Source organism: Microbacterium sp. NPDC060117, assembly GCF_042729315.1.
Classification (GTDB): domain Bacteria; phylum Actinomycetota; class Actinomycetes; order Actinomycetales; family Microbacteriaceae; genus Microbacterium.
In genome coordinates this window covers 1,098,365-1,115,459 of record NZ_JBHWXR010000002.1, presented here as the reverse complement: position 1 = coordinate 1,115,459, position 17,095 = coordinate 1,098,365, and the positions used below count along the sequence as shown (strand labels likewise).

Below are 17,095 nucleotides of genomic sequence, written 5' to 3'. Positions count from 1 at the left end.
CCTAACGTGTCGGAGCCCCTGTGCGGGTCTGGATCGCGGTGCGGGGCGGGACCGTCCGGACGCGGGACGCCGTCGACCGGTGCCGCGTGTTCCGAACGACGCGGAGCCGAGGCGTTCCCCGCGGGGACGGCTACCCTGAGAGCATGCAGTTCTCCGGCGAACTCCCCATGGTCGACCTCACCTACTCCGACGTGTTCCTGGTGCCGCGTCGCTCGGATGTCACGAGCAGACTCCAGGTCGATCTCGCGCCGCAGGACGGCACCCCCGCGACCATCCCGCTGGTGTCCTCGAACATGAACTCGGTGACGGGTCCGCGGCTCGCCGCGACCCTCGCCCGCCGCGGCGGGATCGGCGTGCTGCCGCAGGACATGCCGCTGCAGGAGCTCGACGAGGCGATCCGCTGGGTCAAGCGCCAGCCGGTGTCCTGGGACACGCCGCTCGTGCTCTCGCCGCGGGCGACGGTGGAGGACGCGCTCCGGCTGCTGCCCGCCACCGACGGTCACGGCATCGTGGTCGCCGATGCGCCGGGCGGTCCCGACGGCCTGCACGTCGATGCGATCCACGGGATACTGCCCGCGGTCCGGCTCGCGACCGCGCTGCGGGACGCTCAGCTCGGCGACCTGGTCCGCGCGGACTCCCCGTCCCTCGACGCCGACGACGTCGCCGACCCGCGCGCGGCGTTCGATGCGATCACCGCTGTGGAGGCCGAGATGGTCTGCGTGCTGCAGCACGGCCACCTCGTCGGCACGCAGACCGCGCGCGGTGCGCTGCGCTCGACGCTGTACCGCCCCGCGGTCGACGCCTCGGGTCGCCTGGCCGTGGCGGCCGCGGTCGGGATCAACGGCGACGTCGCCGCCAAGGCCACGGCCCTCGCCGCCGCCGGCGTGGATGTTCTGGTGGTCGACACCGCGCACGGTCACCAGGACGGCATGCTGAGGGCGCTGCGCACGGTCGCGGCGCTCGAGCTCGGCATTCCGATCGTGGCGGGCAACATCGTCACGGCCGATGGTGTGCGCGACCTCGTGGAGGCCGGCGCGTCGATCCTGAAGGTCGGCGTCGGGCCGGGCGCGATGTGCACCACCCGCATGATGACGGCGGTCGGGCGTCCGCAGTTCTCCGCCGTGCTGGAGACGGCGCAGGCTGCCGCCGAGCTCGGCGCGCACGTCTGGGCGGACGGAGGAGTGCGCTACCCGCGCGACGTCGCGCTCGCCCTCGCCGCCGGGGCCGCGTCGGTGATGGTCGGATCCTGGTTCGCCGGCACCATCGAGGCGCCGGGCGAACTGCAGAGCGACGCCGGAGGGCGCATCTACAAGGAGTCCTGGGGCATGGCCTCGACGAAGGCGGTACAGGCGCGCTTCGGCCGTCTCGACGCCTACGAGCGCGCTCGCAAGGAGCTGTTCGCCGAGGGCATCTCCTCGTCGAAGATCTACCTGGATCCGCTCCGTCCCGGTGTCGAGGATCTGCTCGACATGATCACCTCGGGCGTGCGCTCGTCGTTCACCTATGCGGGGGCGTCCTCGGTACCCGAGTTCCACGAGCGTGCGCTGGTCGGCCTGCAGTCCGCGGCCGGCTACGAGGAGGGCAAGGCGCTGCCGGTCAGCTGGTGAGCGCTTCGGCGATCAGGCATCCGTTCAGCTTCGCCCCCCGCACGTCACAGTAGAATCGTGCGCACCATGGACGACCCTCCCTCGTGTAGTACATCGCCCCACTGCCCGCTCTCCGCTTCGACGGAGGTGACACCGTGATGGATTACATCTGGTTGGGCGTGGGGCTGCTGCTCATCGTGGGGACGGGCCTGTTCGTCGCCAGCGAGTTCGCACTCGTCAACCTCGATCGCGCGGATCTGGAGGCGCGACAGGATCGCGGCGAGAGCCGCCTCGGCATGACCATCGCGGCGCTCAGGATCACCTCGACGCATCTTTCGTCGGCGCAGCTGGGCATCACGCTGACCACGCTGCTGACCGGTTTCACGATGGAGCCGGCGCTGTCGAACCTGCTCCGTCCCGTGCTGACCGCGTGGGGGATCCCCGAGCCCGTCACCGTCACGATCGCCGTGATCGTCGCGATGACGGTCGCCACGATGCTGTCGATGATCCTCGGCGAGCTGGTTCCGAAGAACTTCGCGATGGCGCTGCCGGTCGCGACCGCCAAGGTCGTCATCCCGTTCCAGACCGTGTTCACGATGGTGTTCCGGCCGATCGTCGTGCTGCTCAACGGCAGTGCCAACGCCGTACTGCGGGCGATGGGCATCGAGCCGAAGGAGGAGCTCAGCGGCGCGCGTTCGGCCGAGGAGCTCAGCTCACTCGTGCGCCGCTCGGCGAGCGCCGGCGTGCTCGAGGAGGACACGGCGACGCTGCTGGATCGCAGCCTCGGCTTCGCGCGACTCACGGCGGGCGACGTGATGACGCCGCGCCCCAGCATGCACGCGATCGCCGCGGCGGACTCCGCCGACGACGTGATCGGCCTGGCCAGGCGCACGGGACACAGCCGCTTCCCGGTGTTCGACGAGGACCTCGACGACATCACCGGCGTCGTGCACCTCAAGGCGGCCGTGTCGGTGCCGCGCGACAGGCGCACGGAGGTGCCGGTGGGCGCGCTCGCCTCCGAGCCGCTGCGGGTGCCGGAGACCGTGCACCTGGATGCGCTCGTGGCCGAGCTGCGCGGCGGGGGCTACCAGCTCGCGATCGTGGTCGACGAATACGGCGGCACCGCCGGGATCGTGACCCTCGAGGACCTCGTTGAGGAGATTGTCGGCGAGGTGTCCGACGAGCACGACCGCAGCCGGGCCGGCGTCGTGAAGGGCCGCGACGGGATCACGTTCCCCGCGGAGCTGCGGCCGGACGAGCTGCGCGCGAGCACCGGCATCGAGGTGCCGGAGGGTGACGTGTACGACACGGTCGGCGGCTACGTGATGAGCGTGCTGGAGCGGCTGCCCAAGGCCGGGGACGAAGTGCCCGTGCCGGGGGGTGCTCTGCACGTCGTGCGCATGCAGGGGCGTCGGGTGGACCGGATCCGCTTCACGCCTGAGACGACGACCGAGGAAGGGGGCGAGCGATGAGCGACTGGGCCGGAATCGCATGGCTGTTCGTGCTGCTCGTCTTCAACGCGTTCTTCGTCGCGGCGGAGTTCGCGGTGATCTCCGCACGTCGTTCGCAGATCGAGCCGCTCGCCGAGCGCGGATCCCGTTCCGCACGCACCGCCCTGTATGCGATGGAGCACGCCACGCTCATGCTGGCGACCTCGCAGCTGGGCATCACGGTGTGCTCGCTGCTGATCCTGAACGTCTCCGAGCCGGCGATGCACCACCTGCTCGCCGCGCCCCTGGGCGCGCTCGGACTGGCCGAGGCGGCGGTGGATGCGATCGCGTTCATCATCACGCTGGTGATCGTGTCGTTCCTGCACGTGGTCTTCGGAGAGATGGTGCCGAAGAACCTGGCGTTCTCGGTGCCGGACCGGGCCGTGCTGATCCTCGCATCGCCGCTGGTGTGGATCTCGAAGGTGTTCTACCCGGTGATCCGCGCGCTGAACGCGACGGCGAACGGCGTGGTGCGGCTGTTCCGCGTGGAGCCGAAGGACGAGGCCGCATCGACGTTCACCCTCGACGAGGTCGCCACCATCGTGGACCAGTCCCGCAGGGAGGGCGTCCTCGCCGACTCCGCGGGCACCGTGAGCGCGGTGGTGGAGTTCACCGACAAGGATGCGCGCGATGTCGCGGTGCCGCTCGCGGGGCTGGTGACGCTTCCGCTCGGCGCGACGCCGGACGATGTGGAGCGTGCCGTCGCCAAGCACGGCTTCTCGCGCTACGTCATGGTCGATCCTCAGGGTGTGCCCGTGGGGTACGTGCACCTGAAGGACGTGATCCGTTCGGCCGAGGGGCCGGATGCGGCGGCGAGGGCCACCGCGCCGATTCCCGCGAAGCGGATCCACCAGATGGTTCCGATGCAGGAGGACACCGACCTCGAGGACGCGCTCGCGATCATGCGGCGCGCCGGCCGTCACCTCGCGCAGGTGCGCGACGCCGCGGGCGAGACGACGGCGATCCTGTTCCTGGAGGACATCATCGAGGAGCTCGTCGGCGAGGTGCGCGACATCACCCGTCGCGGCTTCGGGCGCTGACGGTCCCGACGAGCCCTGCTGGCGACCGCGCGGCGTTCAGCGCCAGCGGGCGCGCAGGTACTGGTCGGGCCAGGCGACCTCGTCGCCGAGCTCGTGCGCGGCCCGCAGCCCGAAATGCGGGTCGCGCAGCCACTCCCGTCCGGCGAAGATCGCGTCCGCCGCGCCCTCCGCGAGCACGGCCTCGGCCTGAGCGCCGTCGGTGAGCAGCCCCACCGCGGAGGAGGGGATGCGGCCGCCCTGGCGCACCGCATCGGCGAGCGGCACCTGATAGCCGGGGTGCACCTCGATGTGCTGGTGGGCGACGAGCCCGCCGCTGGAGACGTCGATGAGGTCTGCGCCGTGCGCGACCGCCCACTCCGCCACCACGGCGGCCTCGTCCGGCGTGAAGCCGCCCGGGGCGTGGTCGGTGGCGGAGATCCGCACGAACACCGGAACGTCGTCGCCCGCGACCCGGCGCACCGCTTCGGTGACCTCGAGCAGCAGGCGGGCGCGGTTCTCCAGAGATCCGCCGTACCCGTCGTCGCGGTGGTTGCTGAGCGGTGAGAGGAACTCGTGCAGCAGGTACCCGTGCGCGCCGTGGATCTCCAGCACGTCGAAGCCGGCGTCCAGGGCTCGGCGGGTGGCCGACGCGAACGCCTCGACGACCTCGGCGATGCCTGCTTCGTCGAGCGCCTCGGGTGCGTCGAAACCCTCGAACGCGATCGCCGAGGGCGCGACCGTGCCCCAGCCGCCTCGGGCTGCAGGAACGGATCCGCGCTCCTCGGCCCACGGCCACCACGTCGACGCCTTGCGGCCGGCATGCGCGAGCTGCACTCCGATCCGCGCACCGCGCGCATGCACGGCGTCGACGATCGGCGTCCAGCCGTCGCGCTGGGCGTCGTTCCACAGGCCGGTGTCGCGCGGGCTGATCCTGCCCTCCGGCACCACGGCGGTGGCCTCGGCCACGATCAGGCCGGCGCCACCGGAGGCGAACTGGGCGAGATGCGTGTGGTGCCACTCCTGCGGCACACCCTCGATCGCGCTGTACATGCACATGGGGGACACCCACAGGCGATTGCGCAGGGTGACGGATCGGATGGTCAGCGGGGAGAACAGGAGGCTCACGGTCCGACGCTACCCGTCGCCGGGCGGGTCGGGGCCGCATCCGGGGATCCGCCGATCCGGGACGGCCCGGCGGTGCGCACAGCCACGGCCCAGTACCGTTGACGCATGCCTTTCTTCGCCGGAGCGGTGCGCCCCTGGTCGCACGGCCGCACCCGCGCACTTCTGCGCGCGCCGAGCGCCGAGTCCGACAAGCGCAGTCGCGGCGTCGTGGCGCTGCGCACCGGATCCGACGCGTACCCGGGCGCCGCGGTGCTCGGCGTGGAGGGCGCCTGGCGCGCCGGCTGCGGCTACGTGCGCTACGTCGGCCCGCGGCGTGCCGCGGACCTCGTGCTCGCGCGACGCCCCGAGACCGTCACGACCGAACCCGGCTCCGAGGCCGTGCGCGCTCAGGCCTGGGTCATCGGATCCGGCACCGACGCCGCCGCCCGGACGGCACCGGAGACGGCGGCGCTGCGTGCGCTGCTGGCCGGCGCGGATCCTGTCGTCGTCGACGCGGGTGCGCTGGATCTGCTTCCCGGGGCGGGCGCGCCGGTGATCGCCACGCCGCACGTCGGAGAGTTCGCCCGGCTGCGCGCGTCGCTCGGGCTCGGGGGACTGGTCGCCGATGCCCTGCGGGATCCGGCCGCACGCGCCGAGGCGGTGCACGAGACCGCCGAGGTGCTCGGCGGTGCGGTGCTCCTCAAGGGTGCCACCACGCTCGTCGCGGACGGCACGGGCGTCATCTCCGTCGAGGCCGGTTCGCCCTGGCTCGCCACCGCCGGGACCGGCGATGTGCTGGCAGGCGTGATCGGCGCTCTCGTCGCGGCCGACCGTGCCGCGGGCGGGAGAACCGCGCTCGCCGAGCTGGCCGCCGCGGCGGCATGGCTGCACGGCCTGGCCGGGCGGATCGCATCCGGCACCGCGGCAGGCGGATCGGGACGCCCGATCGTCGCGCTCGAGGTGGCGGACGCGCTGCCGGCCGCTTTCGCTCTCGTGCGCAACGGCTACGCCGGGGCGCCCTCCGACGACGACCACGACGAAGAGACCCAGGAGGACCGCGCGTGACCGGTGCCGAGCCGACGGGCGCGATCCGCGCCGAAACGAGCCGACGCGGCGACGCGCTGAGGGCGTCCGCGGTGCGTCGTGCAGGAGTACCGCTCACGGTGCTGTGGCTGGCGTTCGTTGTCGCGCACCTCTACGTCGCGACGATCGGGTGGGTCATGCCCGCCCTGCCGATGGGCGACACCGTCTTCGTGTACGAGCCGTGGGCGCGCAACGCGCTCGGGGGCGGCGCGATCGTGGGCATCACCGAGAGCTGGGTCTACCCGCAGCTCGCGCTCGTGCCCATGCTGATCGCGCAGGGTCTGTCCCAGCTCATCCATCCGCTTCTCCCCGGGACGTACGCCGTCGGATCCGCGAGCTACGTCGTCGCCTGGTCGATCCTGGTGACGGCGCTCGACGCGATCGGGTTCGCGTTCCTGCTGCGCGGAACCAGGGCGCGACGCAGCCGGATCCGCCGTGGCGCCGCGCTGCTCTGGATGGGCGCCCTCCTCGTGCTCGGGCCCATCGCGATGTTCCGGATCGATGCGATCACCGTGCCGCTCGCGATCATCGGCGGGCTGTGGCTGTTCTCCCGCCCGGCGGTCGCGAGCGCGCTGTTCACCATCGGCGCCTGGATCAAGATTTGGCCCGGCGCGCTGTTCGTCGCGGCGCTCGCGTTGCTGCGCGGCCGGATCCGCATGCTCGTCACGGCCGCGATCGTCACGTTCGTCGTCGTGCTCGGGCTCGTGCTGCTGGGCGGGTCCGCCAATCTCCTCGGCTTCCTCAGCCAGATGAGCGGCCGCGGGCTGCAGATCGAGGCTGTCGGGGCGACTCCGCTGCTGTGGCTCACCCAGATCGGCGTGACGCGGATCGAATACAGCCGCGAGATCCTCACGTTCCAGCTCACCGGGCCCGGCGTCGACGTCGTGGCCGCGCTGCTCACCCCGCTGATGGTGGTGGGCGTGCTCGCCGTGGCGGGGCTCGCCCTGTGGAAGCTGCGCGCCGGCGCATCGGCGCGGCGTCTGCTGCCGGCGACCATGCTGGCACTGGTGGCGGTGCTGATCGCGTGCAACAAGGTGGGTTCGCCGCAGTTCCAGGTGTGGATGCTCGCGCCGCTCGTGCTGTGGTGCCTGTGCGACGGGCCGCGTGTGCGGATCCCTGCGATCCTGGTGCTCCTGGACTACGCCCTGACCCAGGCGGTCTACCCTGTCGTCTACGACCAGCTGCTGGCGGCGCAGCCCCTTCCGATCGCGCTGCTGAGCGCCCGTAACATCCTCGTCATCGTCATCTGCGTGATCTCGATCCGTGCGATCGTGCGCACCCCGGTCCACGGCACCCCATCCCTCGCCACCGAACTCCCCGAAACCCGGAGGTCCTGATGCTCGTCGCCTTCTCCGTCGCTCCCAGCGGATCCGCCCCCGACCGCACCGAGAGCGCCGACGCCTCGGTCCACGACGCGGTCGCCGCCGCGGTGGCGGTGGTCCGCGCCTCCGGGCTCGCGCACCGCACCACGAGCATGTTCACCGAGATCGAGGGTCCCGACTGGGACACCGTGATGGACGTCGTCAAGCGCGCGACCGAGGCGGTCATGCCGTTCGGATCCCGCGTGTCCCTCGTGCTCAAGGCCGACATCCGCCCCGGCTACACCGGCGAGATCGACGGCAAGATCGCGCGCCTCGAGCGCGCCATCGAGGACACCGACAGCCTCTAAGCTGGACGGATGAAACCCTCGAGCCTCTCGAGGGGTGCGGCGATGCGGGCGCTCCTCTCCCTCGCCATCGGCAGCTTCGGCATCGGCATGACCGAGTTCGTCGCGATGGGTCTGCTCCCCAACATCGCGCAGGATCTGCTGCCCGAGCTGTGGGCGCAGAACCCCGACGAGGCCATCGGCCGCGCCGGGCTCCTGGTGTCGCTCTACGCCCTGGGCGTCGTGCTCGGCGCCCCCACGATCGCGGGACTCGTCGCGCGCTTCCCGCGCCACCGGGTCATGGTCGGCCTCGCCATCGCGCTCACTCTCGGCAACGGGCTGGCCGTGGTGCTCCCCACCTTCGAGACCGTGGGACTCGCCCGCTTCATCGCGGGGCTGCCGCACGGCGCCTACTTCGGGATCGGCGCCCTCGTCGCCTCCGACGTCCTCGGCCCGGGCAAGCGCGCCAAGGGCGTGGCCTTCATCCTGACCGGTCTCACCATCGCTAACGTGGTCGGCGTCCCCGCGGGGACCTACCTCGGCCAGCACGTCGGCTGGCGCAGCGCCTTCCTCGTCGTCACGATCGTGTTCGCGCTCGCCACGGTCTGCATCGCGTTCTTCGTGCCGGAGCACGAGGGCGATCCCGGGCGCACTTTCCGCGCGGAGCTGCGCGTGTTCCGCCGTCCCCAGGTCTGGTTCGCACTCGCGACCGGCGCCATCGGCTTCGGCGGGTTCTTCGCGGTGTACAGCTACATCGCCCCGGTGGTCACCGAACGGGCGGGTGCCCCGGAATGGATGGTGCCGATCACGCTCGTCGTGTTCGGACTCGGTATGACGATCGGCAACCTGCTCGGCGGCGTGTTCGGCGACCGCAACCTCAGACTCACGCTGCTGGTCGGCCTCGGCGCGATGGCCGTGGTTCTCGTCCTGCTCGCGATCCTGTCGTTCTCGATCTGGCTGCTGGTGCCGCTCTCGTTCGTGATGGCGCTGCTCTCGTCGATCCTGAGCCCCGCGATCCAGACCCGGCTCATGGAGGTCGCGGGCGACAACCAATCCATCGCCGCGGCGCTGAACCACTCCGCGCTGAACATCGGCAACAGCCTCGGCGCCTTCCTGGGCGGTCTCGTGATCGCGTGGGGCTGGGGGTTCGCCGCGCCGTCCTGGGTAGGCGCCGGCCTCGCCGTGCTCGGTCTCGGGATCGCGATCGTCTCCTACGCCGTGCAGCACCGCTTCCACACCGAGACCGGATCCGTGCGGGTGCACGACCTGGTCTGAGTCTGATTCGCCCTCGATCGCGGCGCCGCCGCGGGTGAGGCGCCCCGGTGCGTCCTAGCATGGGCGGATGAGCTCGGCCGAGGACGACGACCTGCCCGTCGCGGGCACTGCGGTGATCTTGCGCGACGCGACGCAAGGGATCGAGGTGCTGCTCATGCGTCGACCCGACCGCGGCTCGTTCGCAGGAGCCTGGGTGTTCCCCGGAGGCATGCTCGAGCCCGGCGACCGCGTCGCGGGTGCGGAGGAGAGCGAGGACGCCGGACGCGCCGCGCTGCGCGAGACCGTCGAGGAAGTCGGGCTGGTGCTCGACCGTCTCGTGCTGCTCTCGTGCTGGGTGCCGCCGGCGGGGATCCCGAAGCGCGTACGGACCTGGTTCTTCCTCGCGGCGGATCCGGGAACGGGGGAGATCGCCGCGCAGGACGAAGTGGCCGAGATGCGCTGGTTCGCACCGCAGGCCGCGCTCGCCGCGCGGGACGCCGGGGAGATCGCACTCATGCCGCCGACCTGGCGCACGCTGCACGCGCTGCGTGGCGCGGCCACGGTGCAGGACGCGTTCGCCCTCGCCCGCCTGCCCGATCCTGCGGTGTTCCGGACGCGGATGGAGCCCACCGAGACCGGCACGATCTTCTACTGGGACGGCGACGAGCTCGCCGGGGGAGCGCCCGGCGCGCGCGACCGGCTCGTCGCCGAGAAGCCGGTGTGGCGGTACGAGCGGGGCTGATTCCGCAGGGACCGTCGTTCGTCGCTCAGGCGCGGAGCAGCCGCTCCAGATGCATGCCGACGTCGTCGGTCTCGATGAGGAACCCGTCGTGGCCGAAGTCGCTGGCGAGCACGACAGCCTCGTTGCCGTCCAGCGTGTGCGGGATGCCCCGGGCGATGCGGTGCTGGCCGTCCACGGGGAACAGCCGGTCGGTGTCGATGCCGAGCACGAGCGCGGTGGCGGTCACCCGCTTCAGGGCGTCCTCGACGCCGCCGCGGTCGCGGCCGATGTCGTGCGAGTTCATCGCCTCCACGAGCGTCAGGTAGCTGTTCGCGTCGAAGCGGCGGGTGAACTTGTTGCCGTGGAAGTCGAGGTAGCTCTCCACCGCGTAGCGACCGCCCTGGCCGAGCGGAGACACGTCGGACTGCCAGGAGCGCTGGAACCGCTGGTTCAGCTCGATCGGGCTGCGGTAGTTCAGCAGGGCCATCCGCCGTGCGAGGGCGAGGCCGCGGTGCGGACCCTCACCGACGGGTGCGTCGTAGTACTCGCCGCCCGCGAAGCGCGGATCCATCCGGACCGTCTCCAGCTGCACGAAGTTCAGCGCGAGCTGGTCGGCGGTGGTCACCGGGGGAGAGGACAGGATCGCGAGCCGCCCGACGCGCTCGGGGTGTCCGACAGCCCATTCCAGGGCGTGCATGCCGCCCATGGATCCGCCGATCACGGCACCCCAGCGTGCGATGCCGAGCGCATCCGCGAGCAGCACCTGGGCGGCGACCTGGTCGCGGATGGTGAGGTACGGGAAGCGCGAGGCCCACTCGTAGCCGTCCGGCGCGATGCTCGCGGGACCGGTGGATCCCTGGCACCCACCCAGCATGTTCGGGGCGATCACGAACCACTTCTCGGTGTCGATCGCGCAGCCCGGGCCGACGATCTCGCCCCACCAGCCGCTGGTCGCGTGTCCGCGGCCCGCCTCGCCGACGACGTGGCTGTCTCCGGTGAGCGCGTGCAGGATGAGGATCGCGTTGTCGCGCGCCTCGTTCAGCGTCCCCCAGGACTCGTACGCGAGCCGGATCAGCGGCAGCTCGCCACCGCCCTCGGTGCGGAACGGCCCGAACGCCTCGAACCGGCGGTCGCCGGCCGGATCCCCGTCCCGCCAGGCACCCGTGGACGGCGGGCGGGCGCGCAGCAGGCGGGCGTCCGCCTCCGACACGCGCGCCGAGGGCACCGTGTCCTCCGAGGTCGTCTGCCAGTCCATGGGTCCATTCTCCCGGGTGCGGGCGGGTGGGCGCCGAAGGTTACGGATCGGGGCGCGGCGGCGGGCCCGTTTGCGGGTTGTCGCCTCCTGTCGCCGAGACCCCCACAGGCCGCCGAGACCCCCACCAGGATGTGTCATCCCGTGGGGGTATCGACGCTACGTGGGGGTCTCGGTGCAGGTGCGTGCGGCGAGGCTGCCGGCGTGCCGACACTGAAGGGGCCGTGCTGCGTGGACACCTGCACTGTGCAGGGCGGCGTGAGCGTCAGGTCGGTGGGTGGACCCCGAAGGTATGCAGCCGAGCGCCGAGAGTGTCGGAGGTGCGGATGTGCGGGGAACCCCATCGCACCGTGCGCCATCCCGTGACGCCGCGGACGATGTCCTCCCTGTGCTTCTCGGCGAGCACGATCTCCTCGATCTCCCGACCGCCTCGCAGCCGCGGATCCCGGTACTTGCCCTGGCCATCGAACTCGCCGAACGCGTGACAGCGGGGGAAGGCGAAGTCGAGCCAGAACTCCTCGCCCTCCGGGCCGCGCACCGGTGTCTGCAGGGGCACACGTCGGAAGCCGAGCCGAAGCAGATGAAGTCTGCTGACGCTCTCCCCGGGCAGCTGCGCACGACCATCGGCGAACCGGATGAGCTCTCGCGCCTTGCGGATTCCGCGGACATGGATCCGACCGGTGCGTTCGCCCATTCGCGCTCGCCATGCGGCCGCGAGTTCCGGATCCTGCTCGTGCCGCTGCACAGCCTCACTGCGCAGGGCGGCGTCAGCGGCGGACAGCCCGACTTCGGCCGAGGCGCCGCAGAGCAGATCAAGGACGGTGCGGTCGACCGTCGTGCACCCGATGCCGTCGACGTTCGTGATCTCCGCCTGATCGACCGCCACATCGTGCAGCATGAGTCGCGCCCGAGCGCGCGAGTGCCGTGCGCCGAGGACGATGGCATGCACCTGCTCGGGACGCCAACGGTACAACGGCAGCCCATGCAACACCGCTGCCGACGGTCCCCAGAACACCAGCCCCGGCAAAGGTGCGTTCCGGTGCGCGGCGATCACGTCGAGCAGATGCCGCTCCTCGTTCCACAGCACAGCCCAGTCGTCGGCATGGACATAGCGGCCGCGGCGCACCCGGATCAGGCGCTTGGTGGCCTCGAGCGCGCGGAGGTCGCGTTCTGTGTGCCCGGTCGCGATCAGTTCGTGGCGCGAGAGCAGCAGTGCCCGCGCGCGGGCGGGCGTGAGCCGATCCACGGATCCCAGCAGCGGATGCGCCGCGCGAGCGCCGAGCACGTCGAATGTCATCCCGCCAGCGTGCCCGCATCGCTGTCATCGTGCGGCGCTCCGCCGTGATCGGTGCACTTTTCTCGCGAGTCACATGCCTGTGCGGACCCGGACCGCTGCGCCCCGTTCCCTGCCGATACCCCCACGCACCGTCCAGACCCCCCTGGGGATGCGTCGTCCCGTGGGGGTATCGGCGACAGATGGGGGTTTCGGCGGAGATGGGCGGAGGGGAGCGAGGAGGACGTGCCCGGATGAACGGAACCGCCCCCGGATCGCGTGATCCGGGGGCGGTTTCGTCTCTTGAGCCCTTCGATAGGCGCAGGGCCCGGCGTCAGGCGCGGGCGGCCTCGGAGACCTTGCGCGCGGCAGCGAGGGCCGCATCGAGGTCGGCCTTGAGGTCCTCGATGTTCTCGAGGCCCACGGACAGGCGGACCAGGCCCGGGGTGACACCCGCGGTGAGCTGCTGCTCGGGCGTGAGCTGCGCGTGCGTGGTGGAAGCCGGGTGGATCACCAGCGAGCGGACGTCGCCGATGTTCGCGAGGTGGCTGAACAGGGTGAGGCTGTTCACGAACTCGCGGCCGGCGTCCACGCCGCCCTTCAGCTCGAACGAGAGCACCGCGCCGACGCCCTTGGGGGCGTAGGTGTTCGCGGCGGCGTACCACGGCGAGGTCGGCAGGCCCGAGTAGTTCACGCTGGCGACGTCGTCGCGGCCGTCCAGCCACTCCGCGATCTCCTGCGCGTTCTGCACGTGGCGCTCGATGCGCAGCGACAGCGTCTCGATGCCCTGGATGAGGTTCCAGGCGCTCTGCGGGGCGATCGCGGATCCGAGGTCGCGCAGCAGCTGCACGCGGGCCTTGATGATGTAGGCCAGGCCGTCGCCGACCGCCGCGGTGTAACTGGCGCCGTGGTAGGAGGGGTCGGGCTCGGTGAGACCGGGGAACTTGTCCACGTTCTGCGACCACGCGAACTTGCCGCCGTCGATGATCGCGCCGCCGATGGTGGTGCCGTGGCCGCCGAGGAACTTGGTGACCGAGTGGATGACGATGTCGGCGCCGTGCTCGAACGGGCGGATCAGGTAGGGGGTCGCGATCGTGTTGTCCACGATGAGCGGCACGCCCGCCTCGTGCGCGGCGTCGGCGACGCCCTTGATGTCGAGGACGTTGATCTGCGGGTTGCCGATGGTCTCCGCGAAGAACAGCTTGGTGTTCGGGCGGACCGCGCGGCGCCACTCCTCGATGTCGTCCTGGTTCTCGACGAAGGTGACGTCGATGCCGAGCTTGGCGAGCGTGTACTTGAAGAGGTTGTAGGTGCCGCCGTAGATCGAGGAGCTCGAGACGAAGTGGTCGCCGGCCTGGGCGATGTTGAGGATCGCGAAGGTGGACGCGGCCTGGCCCGAGGAGAGCACGAGCGCGCCGGTGCCGCCCTCGAGGGCGGCGAGACGCTGCTCGAGCACATCCTGGGTCGGGTTCTGGATGCGGGTGTAGATGTTGCCGAACTCGGCCAGAGCGAACAGGTTCGCCGCGTGGTCGGCGTTGTCGAACACGTACGAGGTGGTCTGGTAGATCGGCGTGGCGCGCGCCTTGGTGACGGGATCCGGGGCGGCACCGGAGTGGATCTGCTTGGTCTCGAAGCGCCAGTTCTCCGCAGCGGTCATGAGTGTCTCCTTCAGGATGAGCGACACCGAACCGCGTCGCAGGGCAGTGGCCGCGGCCTCTCGACGGGTGCGAGGACCGGTGGCGTTGCATCGAGAGTACGAACCCGCCGCCCCTGTCAACAAGACCGCGGAAATGTGACGTAACAGGGATCGGCCGCGTGATCCCGCGGATCCGGGCGAGACGTCGACCATCGACGATCGTCGAAGCGCGTCCGGGGATCCCGTAGCGTTGACGCATGGCGAACAGCGCGATGAACGACGGTCTCCACATCAGCAGACGCGCGGTGGTGACAGGGGCGAGCACCGGGATCGGTGAGGCGACGGTGCGGGCGCTGCGGGCGAGCGGGTGGGATGTCGTCGGCGTCGCGCGACGCGAGGACCGCCTGCAGGCGCTCGCTGCGGAGACCGGATCCACGGCGTATGCGGCCGACCTCACGGATGCGGACCAGATCGCGGGCCTCGCGGAGCACCTGTCCCAGACCGGCCCGCTGCACGCGGTCGTGCACGTCGCCGGCGGCGCTCGCGGCACGGAGCGGGTCGAGGACGGATCCGCGGAGAAGTGGCGTTGGATGTTCGAGGCGAACGTGCTCGCCGTGCAGCAGCTCACCGCGGCCCTGCTGCCGCAGCTCCGTGCCGCTGCCGCGGGCGGCGGCCACGCCGACCTGCTGTTCCTCACCTCGACCGCGGCCCGCCAGTCGTATCCGGGTGGATCCGGCTACAACGCGGCGAAGGCGGCGGAGTCGATGATCCCGCAGGTGCTGCGCCAGGAACTCAACGGCGAGCCGATCCGGGTCACCGAGATCGCGCCGGGTCTCGTGCACACCGAGGAGTTCGCCCTGCGGCGTCTCGGCGGCGATGAGGTCGCCGCGGAGGCCGTCTACTCGGGCGTCGAGGCGCCGCTGGTCGCGGCGGACGTGGCCGACCTGATCGCCTACGCCCTGAACGCGCCAGGGCACGTGAACCTCGACCTCGTGGTGATCCGCCCGGTGGCTCAGGCCGCCGCGCACCTGCTCGCGCGCGGGCCGCTGCGCCCGCGCGGAGGGGACTGACCATGGGCGTGCATCTGGTCGGCGGCGGCTTCGGTCGTGCCGCTTTCGCACCGTTCACCGCCGAGGCGACGGCGATGGCCGTCGCGGCGGGACGTGAGCGGCCATCCGTCGTAGTCGTGACCGTACGGGAAGATGCATCGACGAAGCACGCGGGCGATCTTCTCGACGCGCTCACCGCCGACGGGGCGAAGCCCATCGATGCGACGGTCGTCACCGTCGGGCTGGCGGACCTCGTGGATCCGGGCGTCTTCGACGGCGTCGACGCGATCGTCATCGGCGGCGGGCTGACCCCGGCCTATCACGCGGCCCTCGAAGCGGGCTACGACGTCATCCGCACCGCGGTGCAGGGCGGCACGCCGTATCTCGGCTTCTCGGCCGGCGCGATGATCGCCGCCGAGCGCGCGATCCTCGGGGGCTGGCGGATCGGTGAGGTCGCGATCGCCCCGGAGGAGACCGCGGAGGACCTCGACGAGATCACCGTCGTCCCCGGAATCGGCCTGGTCGACGTATCGATCGACGTGCACGTGGCGCAGTGGGGCACACTCAGCCGCCTGATCGCCGCCACCGAGGCGGGCACCATCGAGGGCGGGCTCGGGATCGACGAGAGCACCGTGCTCATCGCCGACGCCGAGGGCCTGCGGATCGCGGGGTCCGGCAGCGTCTGGCGGGTGTTCCCCGGATCCGACGGCGTGACCGTCTCCAGCGATCGGGCGGCGCTCTGATGCCGAAGACGCTCGCCGAGCTCGCAGCGAGCGGCCGGCTCGATGCGGGCTGGGCCGAGGCGCTGGCACCCGTCGCGCCGCTCGTCGCCGAGCTCGGCGATCGGCTGCGTGCCGAGACGGCCGCCGGCCGCGGCTATCTCCCGGCCGGGCAGAACGTGCTGCGCGCCTTCACCCGCCCGCTGGCCGATGTCAAGGTCCTCATCGTGGGCCAGGATCCGTATCCCACCCCCGGGCATCCGATCGGCCTGTCGTTCGCCGTGGATCGCGAGGTGCGTCCGCTGCCCCGCAGCCTCGGAAACATCTACCGCGAGCTGGAGACGGACCTCGGCATCGCGCGCGCCGCACACGGCGATCTCTCGGCGTGGAGCGATCAGGGCGTCATGTTGCTGAACAGGGTGCTCACCGTGCGCCCCGGAACGCCCGCCTCGCATCGCGGCTGGGGTTGGGAGAAGGTCACCGAGCTCGCCATCCGCGCCCTCGTCGCCCGCGACGCCCCCCTTGTCGCAGTGCTCTGGGGCCGGGACGCCGAGGGACTGCGGCCCATGCTCGGCACGACCCCGATCGTCGCCTCCGCGCATCCGTCGCCACTGTCGGCGAGCCGCGGGTTCTTCGGCTCCCGGCCGTTCTCCCGGGTCAACGCGCTGCTCGAGGAGCAGGGCGCCGTCCCCGTCGACTGGAGGATCGCATGAGCGACACCCCGCCCGTCCCGCGGTCCGATGCGGCGGCCCTGCCCGGGCACGGGACGAGGATCCGCCCGACCGAGGCGGAGGACCTCGCCGCGATCCGCGACATCTACAACCACTACGTGCGCACGAGCACCGTGACGTTCGACGAGGAGGAGACAGAGCCGGCGGTCTGGGAGCACAAGCTCACGCTCCTCGCGGAGACGGGCCTGCCCTTCCTCGTCGCGGTGGACGCCGCCGGCACAGTGCTCGGCTTCGCCTACGCCCAGCACTGGCGCGCGAAGTCGGCCTATCGGTTCAGCGCCGAGAACACGATCTACCTGAGTCCCGAGGCCGCGGGTCGCGGGCTCGGCAAGGCGCTGCTGGAGGCCCTGCTGGACGCGTCGGCGCGGGCGGGACTGCACGAACTCATCGCGGTCATCGAGCCCACGGCGGCGGGGGCCTCGATCGCCCTGCACCGCCGCTACGGCTTCGTGGACGCCGGACACCTGAAGGGCGTCGGTGTGAAGTTCGGCCGCACCCTGGACGTGCTGTTCCTGCAGAAGTCGCTCTGACGC

At 71.5% G+C, this 17,095-nt stretch carries 16 protein-coding genes; 12 read left to right on the top strand and 4 right to left on the bottom strand.

All coding sequences use genetic code 11. The annotated features are described in order from the left end of the window. Positions 1-143 precede the first annotated feature (143 nt). The 3 genes from ACFWCK_RS11620 (at position 144) to ACFWCK_RS11610 (ending at position 4,116) form a co-directional block, all read left to right on the top strand. On the top strand, positions 144-1,607 hold the full coding sequence (locus ACFWCK_RS11620; RefSeq protein ID WP_233310630.1) for a GuaB1 family IMP dehydrogenase-related protein: 1,464 nt from the start codon (positions 144-146) through the stop codon (positions 1,605-1,607). Positions 1,608-1,744: 137 nt separating this feature from the next. Beyond that, on the top strand, positions 1,745-3,058 hold the full coding sequence (locus ACFWCK_RS11615) for a hemolysin family protein (protein WP_233310746.1): 1,314 nt from the start codon (positions 1,745-1,747) through the stop codon (positions 3,056-3,058). Beyond that, positions 3,055-4,116, top strand: a complete 1,062-nt coding sequence (locus tag ACFWCK_RS11610) for a hemolysin family protein (protein WP_233310631.1) — start codon at positions 3,055-3,057, stop codon at positions 4,114-4,116. The genes ACFWCK_RS11615 and ACFWCK_RS11610 overlap by 4 nt, the downstream gene beginning before the upstream one ends. Positions 4,117-4,152: 36 nt before the next feature. On the opposite strand, the gene ACFWCK_RS11605 is transcribed toward ACFWCK_RS11610, so the two are convergent. After that, positions 4,153-5,220 (bottom strand): NADH:flavin oxidoreductase/NADH oxidase, encoded by a 1,068-nt coding sequence (locus ACFWCK_RS11605; RefSeq protein ID WP_378805944.1) that lies wholly within the window; start codon positions 5,218-5,220, stop codon positions 4,153-4,155. Between the two features lie 105 nt (positions 5,221-5,325). Here ACFWCK_RS11605 and ACFWCK_RS11600 point away from each other — a divergent pair, with 105 nt between their 5' ends. The 5 genes from ACFWCK_RS11600 (at position 5,326) to ACFWCK_RS11580 (ending at position 9,923) form a co-directional block, all read left to right on the top strand. Beyond that, positions 5,326-6,264 carry an NAD(P)H-hydrate dehydratase gene (locus ACFWCK_RS11600; protein ID WP_378805943.1) on the top strand — a complete coding sequence of 313 codons (939 nt, stop codon included), beginning with the start codon at positions 5,326-5,328 and terminating at the stop codon, positions 6,262-6,264. Further along, on the top strand, positions 6,261-7,619 hold the full coding sequence (locus tag ACFWCK_RS11595) for a hypothetical protein (RefSeq protein WP_378805942.1): 1,359 nt from the start codon (positions 6,261-6,263) through the stop codon (positions 7,617-7,619). The genes ACFWCK_RS11600 and ACFWCK_RS11595 overlap by 4 nt, the downstream gene beginning before the upstream one ends. Beyond that, positions 7,619-7,951 carry an MTH1187 family thiamine-binding protein gene (locus ACFWCK_RS11590; protein ID WP_378805941.1) on the top strand — a complete coding sequence of 111 codons (333 nt, stop codon included), beginning with the start codon at positions 7,619-7,621 and terminating at the stop codon, positions 7,949-7,951. The genes ACFWCK_RS11595 and ACFWCK_RS11590 overlap by 1 nt, the downstream gene beginning before the upstream one ends. 9 nt (positions 7,952-7,960) lie before the next feature. Beyond that, complete coding sequence (locus ACFWCK_RS11585) at positions 7,961-9,202, top strand: MFS transporter (protein ID WP_378805940.1); 1,242 nt, start codon at positions 7,961-7,963, stop codon at positions 9,200-9,202. Positions 9,203-9,269: 67 nt separating this feature from the next. Further along, positions 9,270-9,923, top strand: coding sequence for an NUDIX domain-containing protein (locus ACFWCK_RS11580; protein WP_378805939.1), 654 nt, complete (start codon positions 9,270-9,272; stop codon positions 9,921-9,923). A 25-nt stretch (positions 9,924-9,948) separates the two neighbouring features. Here ACFWCK_RS11580 and ACFWCK_RS11575 read toward each other — a convergent pair whose 3' ends face one another. From ACFWCK_RS11575 to ACFWCK_RS11565, 3 genes are all read right to left on the bottom strand, one after another. Further along, on the bottom strand, positions 9,949-11,157 hold the full coding sequence (locus ACFWCK_RS11575; protein WP_378805938.1) for a homoserine O-acetyltransferase: 1,209 nt from the start codon (positions 11,155-11,157) through the stop codon (positions 9,949-9,951). Positions 11,158-11,419: 262 nt separating this feature from the next. Beyond that, the gene (locus tag ACFWCK_RS11570; protein ID WP_378805937.1) at positions 11,420-12,451 is read right to left on the bottom strand and encodes a hypothetical protein; all 1,032 of its coding nucleotides are present in this window, start codon (positions 12,449-12,451) and stop codon (positions 11,420-11,422) included. A gap of 310 nt (positions 12,452-12,761) precedes the next feature. After that, positions 12,762-14,084: a bifunctional o-acetylhomoserine/o-acetylserine sulfhydrylase gene (locus tag ACFWCK_RS11565; RefSeq protein WP_233310640.1), complete on the bottom strand. Its 1,323-nt coding sequence runs from the start codon at positions 14,082-14,084 to the stop codon at positions 12,762-12,764. Positions 14,085-14,320: 236 nt separating this feature from the next. Here ACFWCK_RS11565 and ACFWCK_RS11560 point away from each other — a divergent pair, with 236 nt between their 5' ends. The 4 genes from ACFWCK_RS11560 to ACFWCK_RS11545 are packed head-to-tail and all read left to right on the top strand — an operon-like array spanning position 14,321 to position 17,092. Next, entirely contained in the window at positions 14,321-15,133 is an 813-nt protein-coding gene (locus tag ACFWCK_RS11560) for an SDR family oxidoreductase (RefSeq protein WP_378805936.1), read from the top strand. Positions 15,134-15,135: 2 nt separating this feature from the next. Then, the gene (locus ACFWCK_RS11555; RefSeq protein WP_378805935.1) at positions 15,136-15,855 is read left to right on the top strand and encodes a Type 1 glutamine amidotransferase-like domain-containing protein; all 720 of its coding nucleotides are present in this window, start codon (positions 15,136-15,138) and stop codon (positions 15,853-15,855) included. Next, the gene (locus tag ACFWCK_RS11550) at positions 15,855-16,544 is read left to right on the top strand and encodes a uracil-DNA glycosylase (protein ID WP_378805934.1); all 690 of its coding nucleotides are present in this window, start codon (positions 15,855-15,857) and stop codon (positions 16,542-16,544) included. Before ACFWCK_RS11555 ends, ACFWCK_RS11550 begins: the two co-directional genes overlap by 1 nt. Further along, positions 16,541-17,092 (top strand): GNAT family N-acetyltransferase, encoded by a 552-nt coding sequence (locus ACFWCK_RS11545; protein ID WP_378805933.1) that lies wholly within the window; start codon positions 16,541-16,543, stop codon positions 17,090-17,092. Before ACFWCK_RS11550 ends, ACFWCK_RS11545 begins: the two co-directional genes overlap by 4 nt. Positions 17,093-17,095 lie beyond the last annotated feature (3 nt).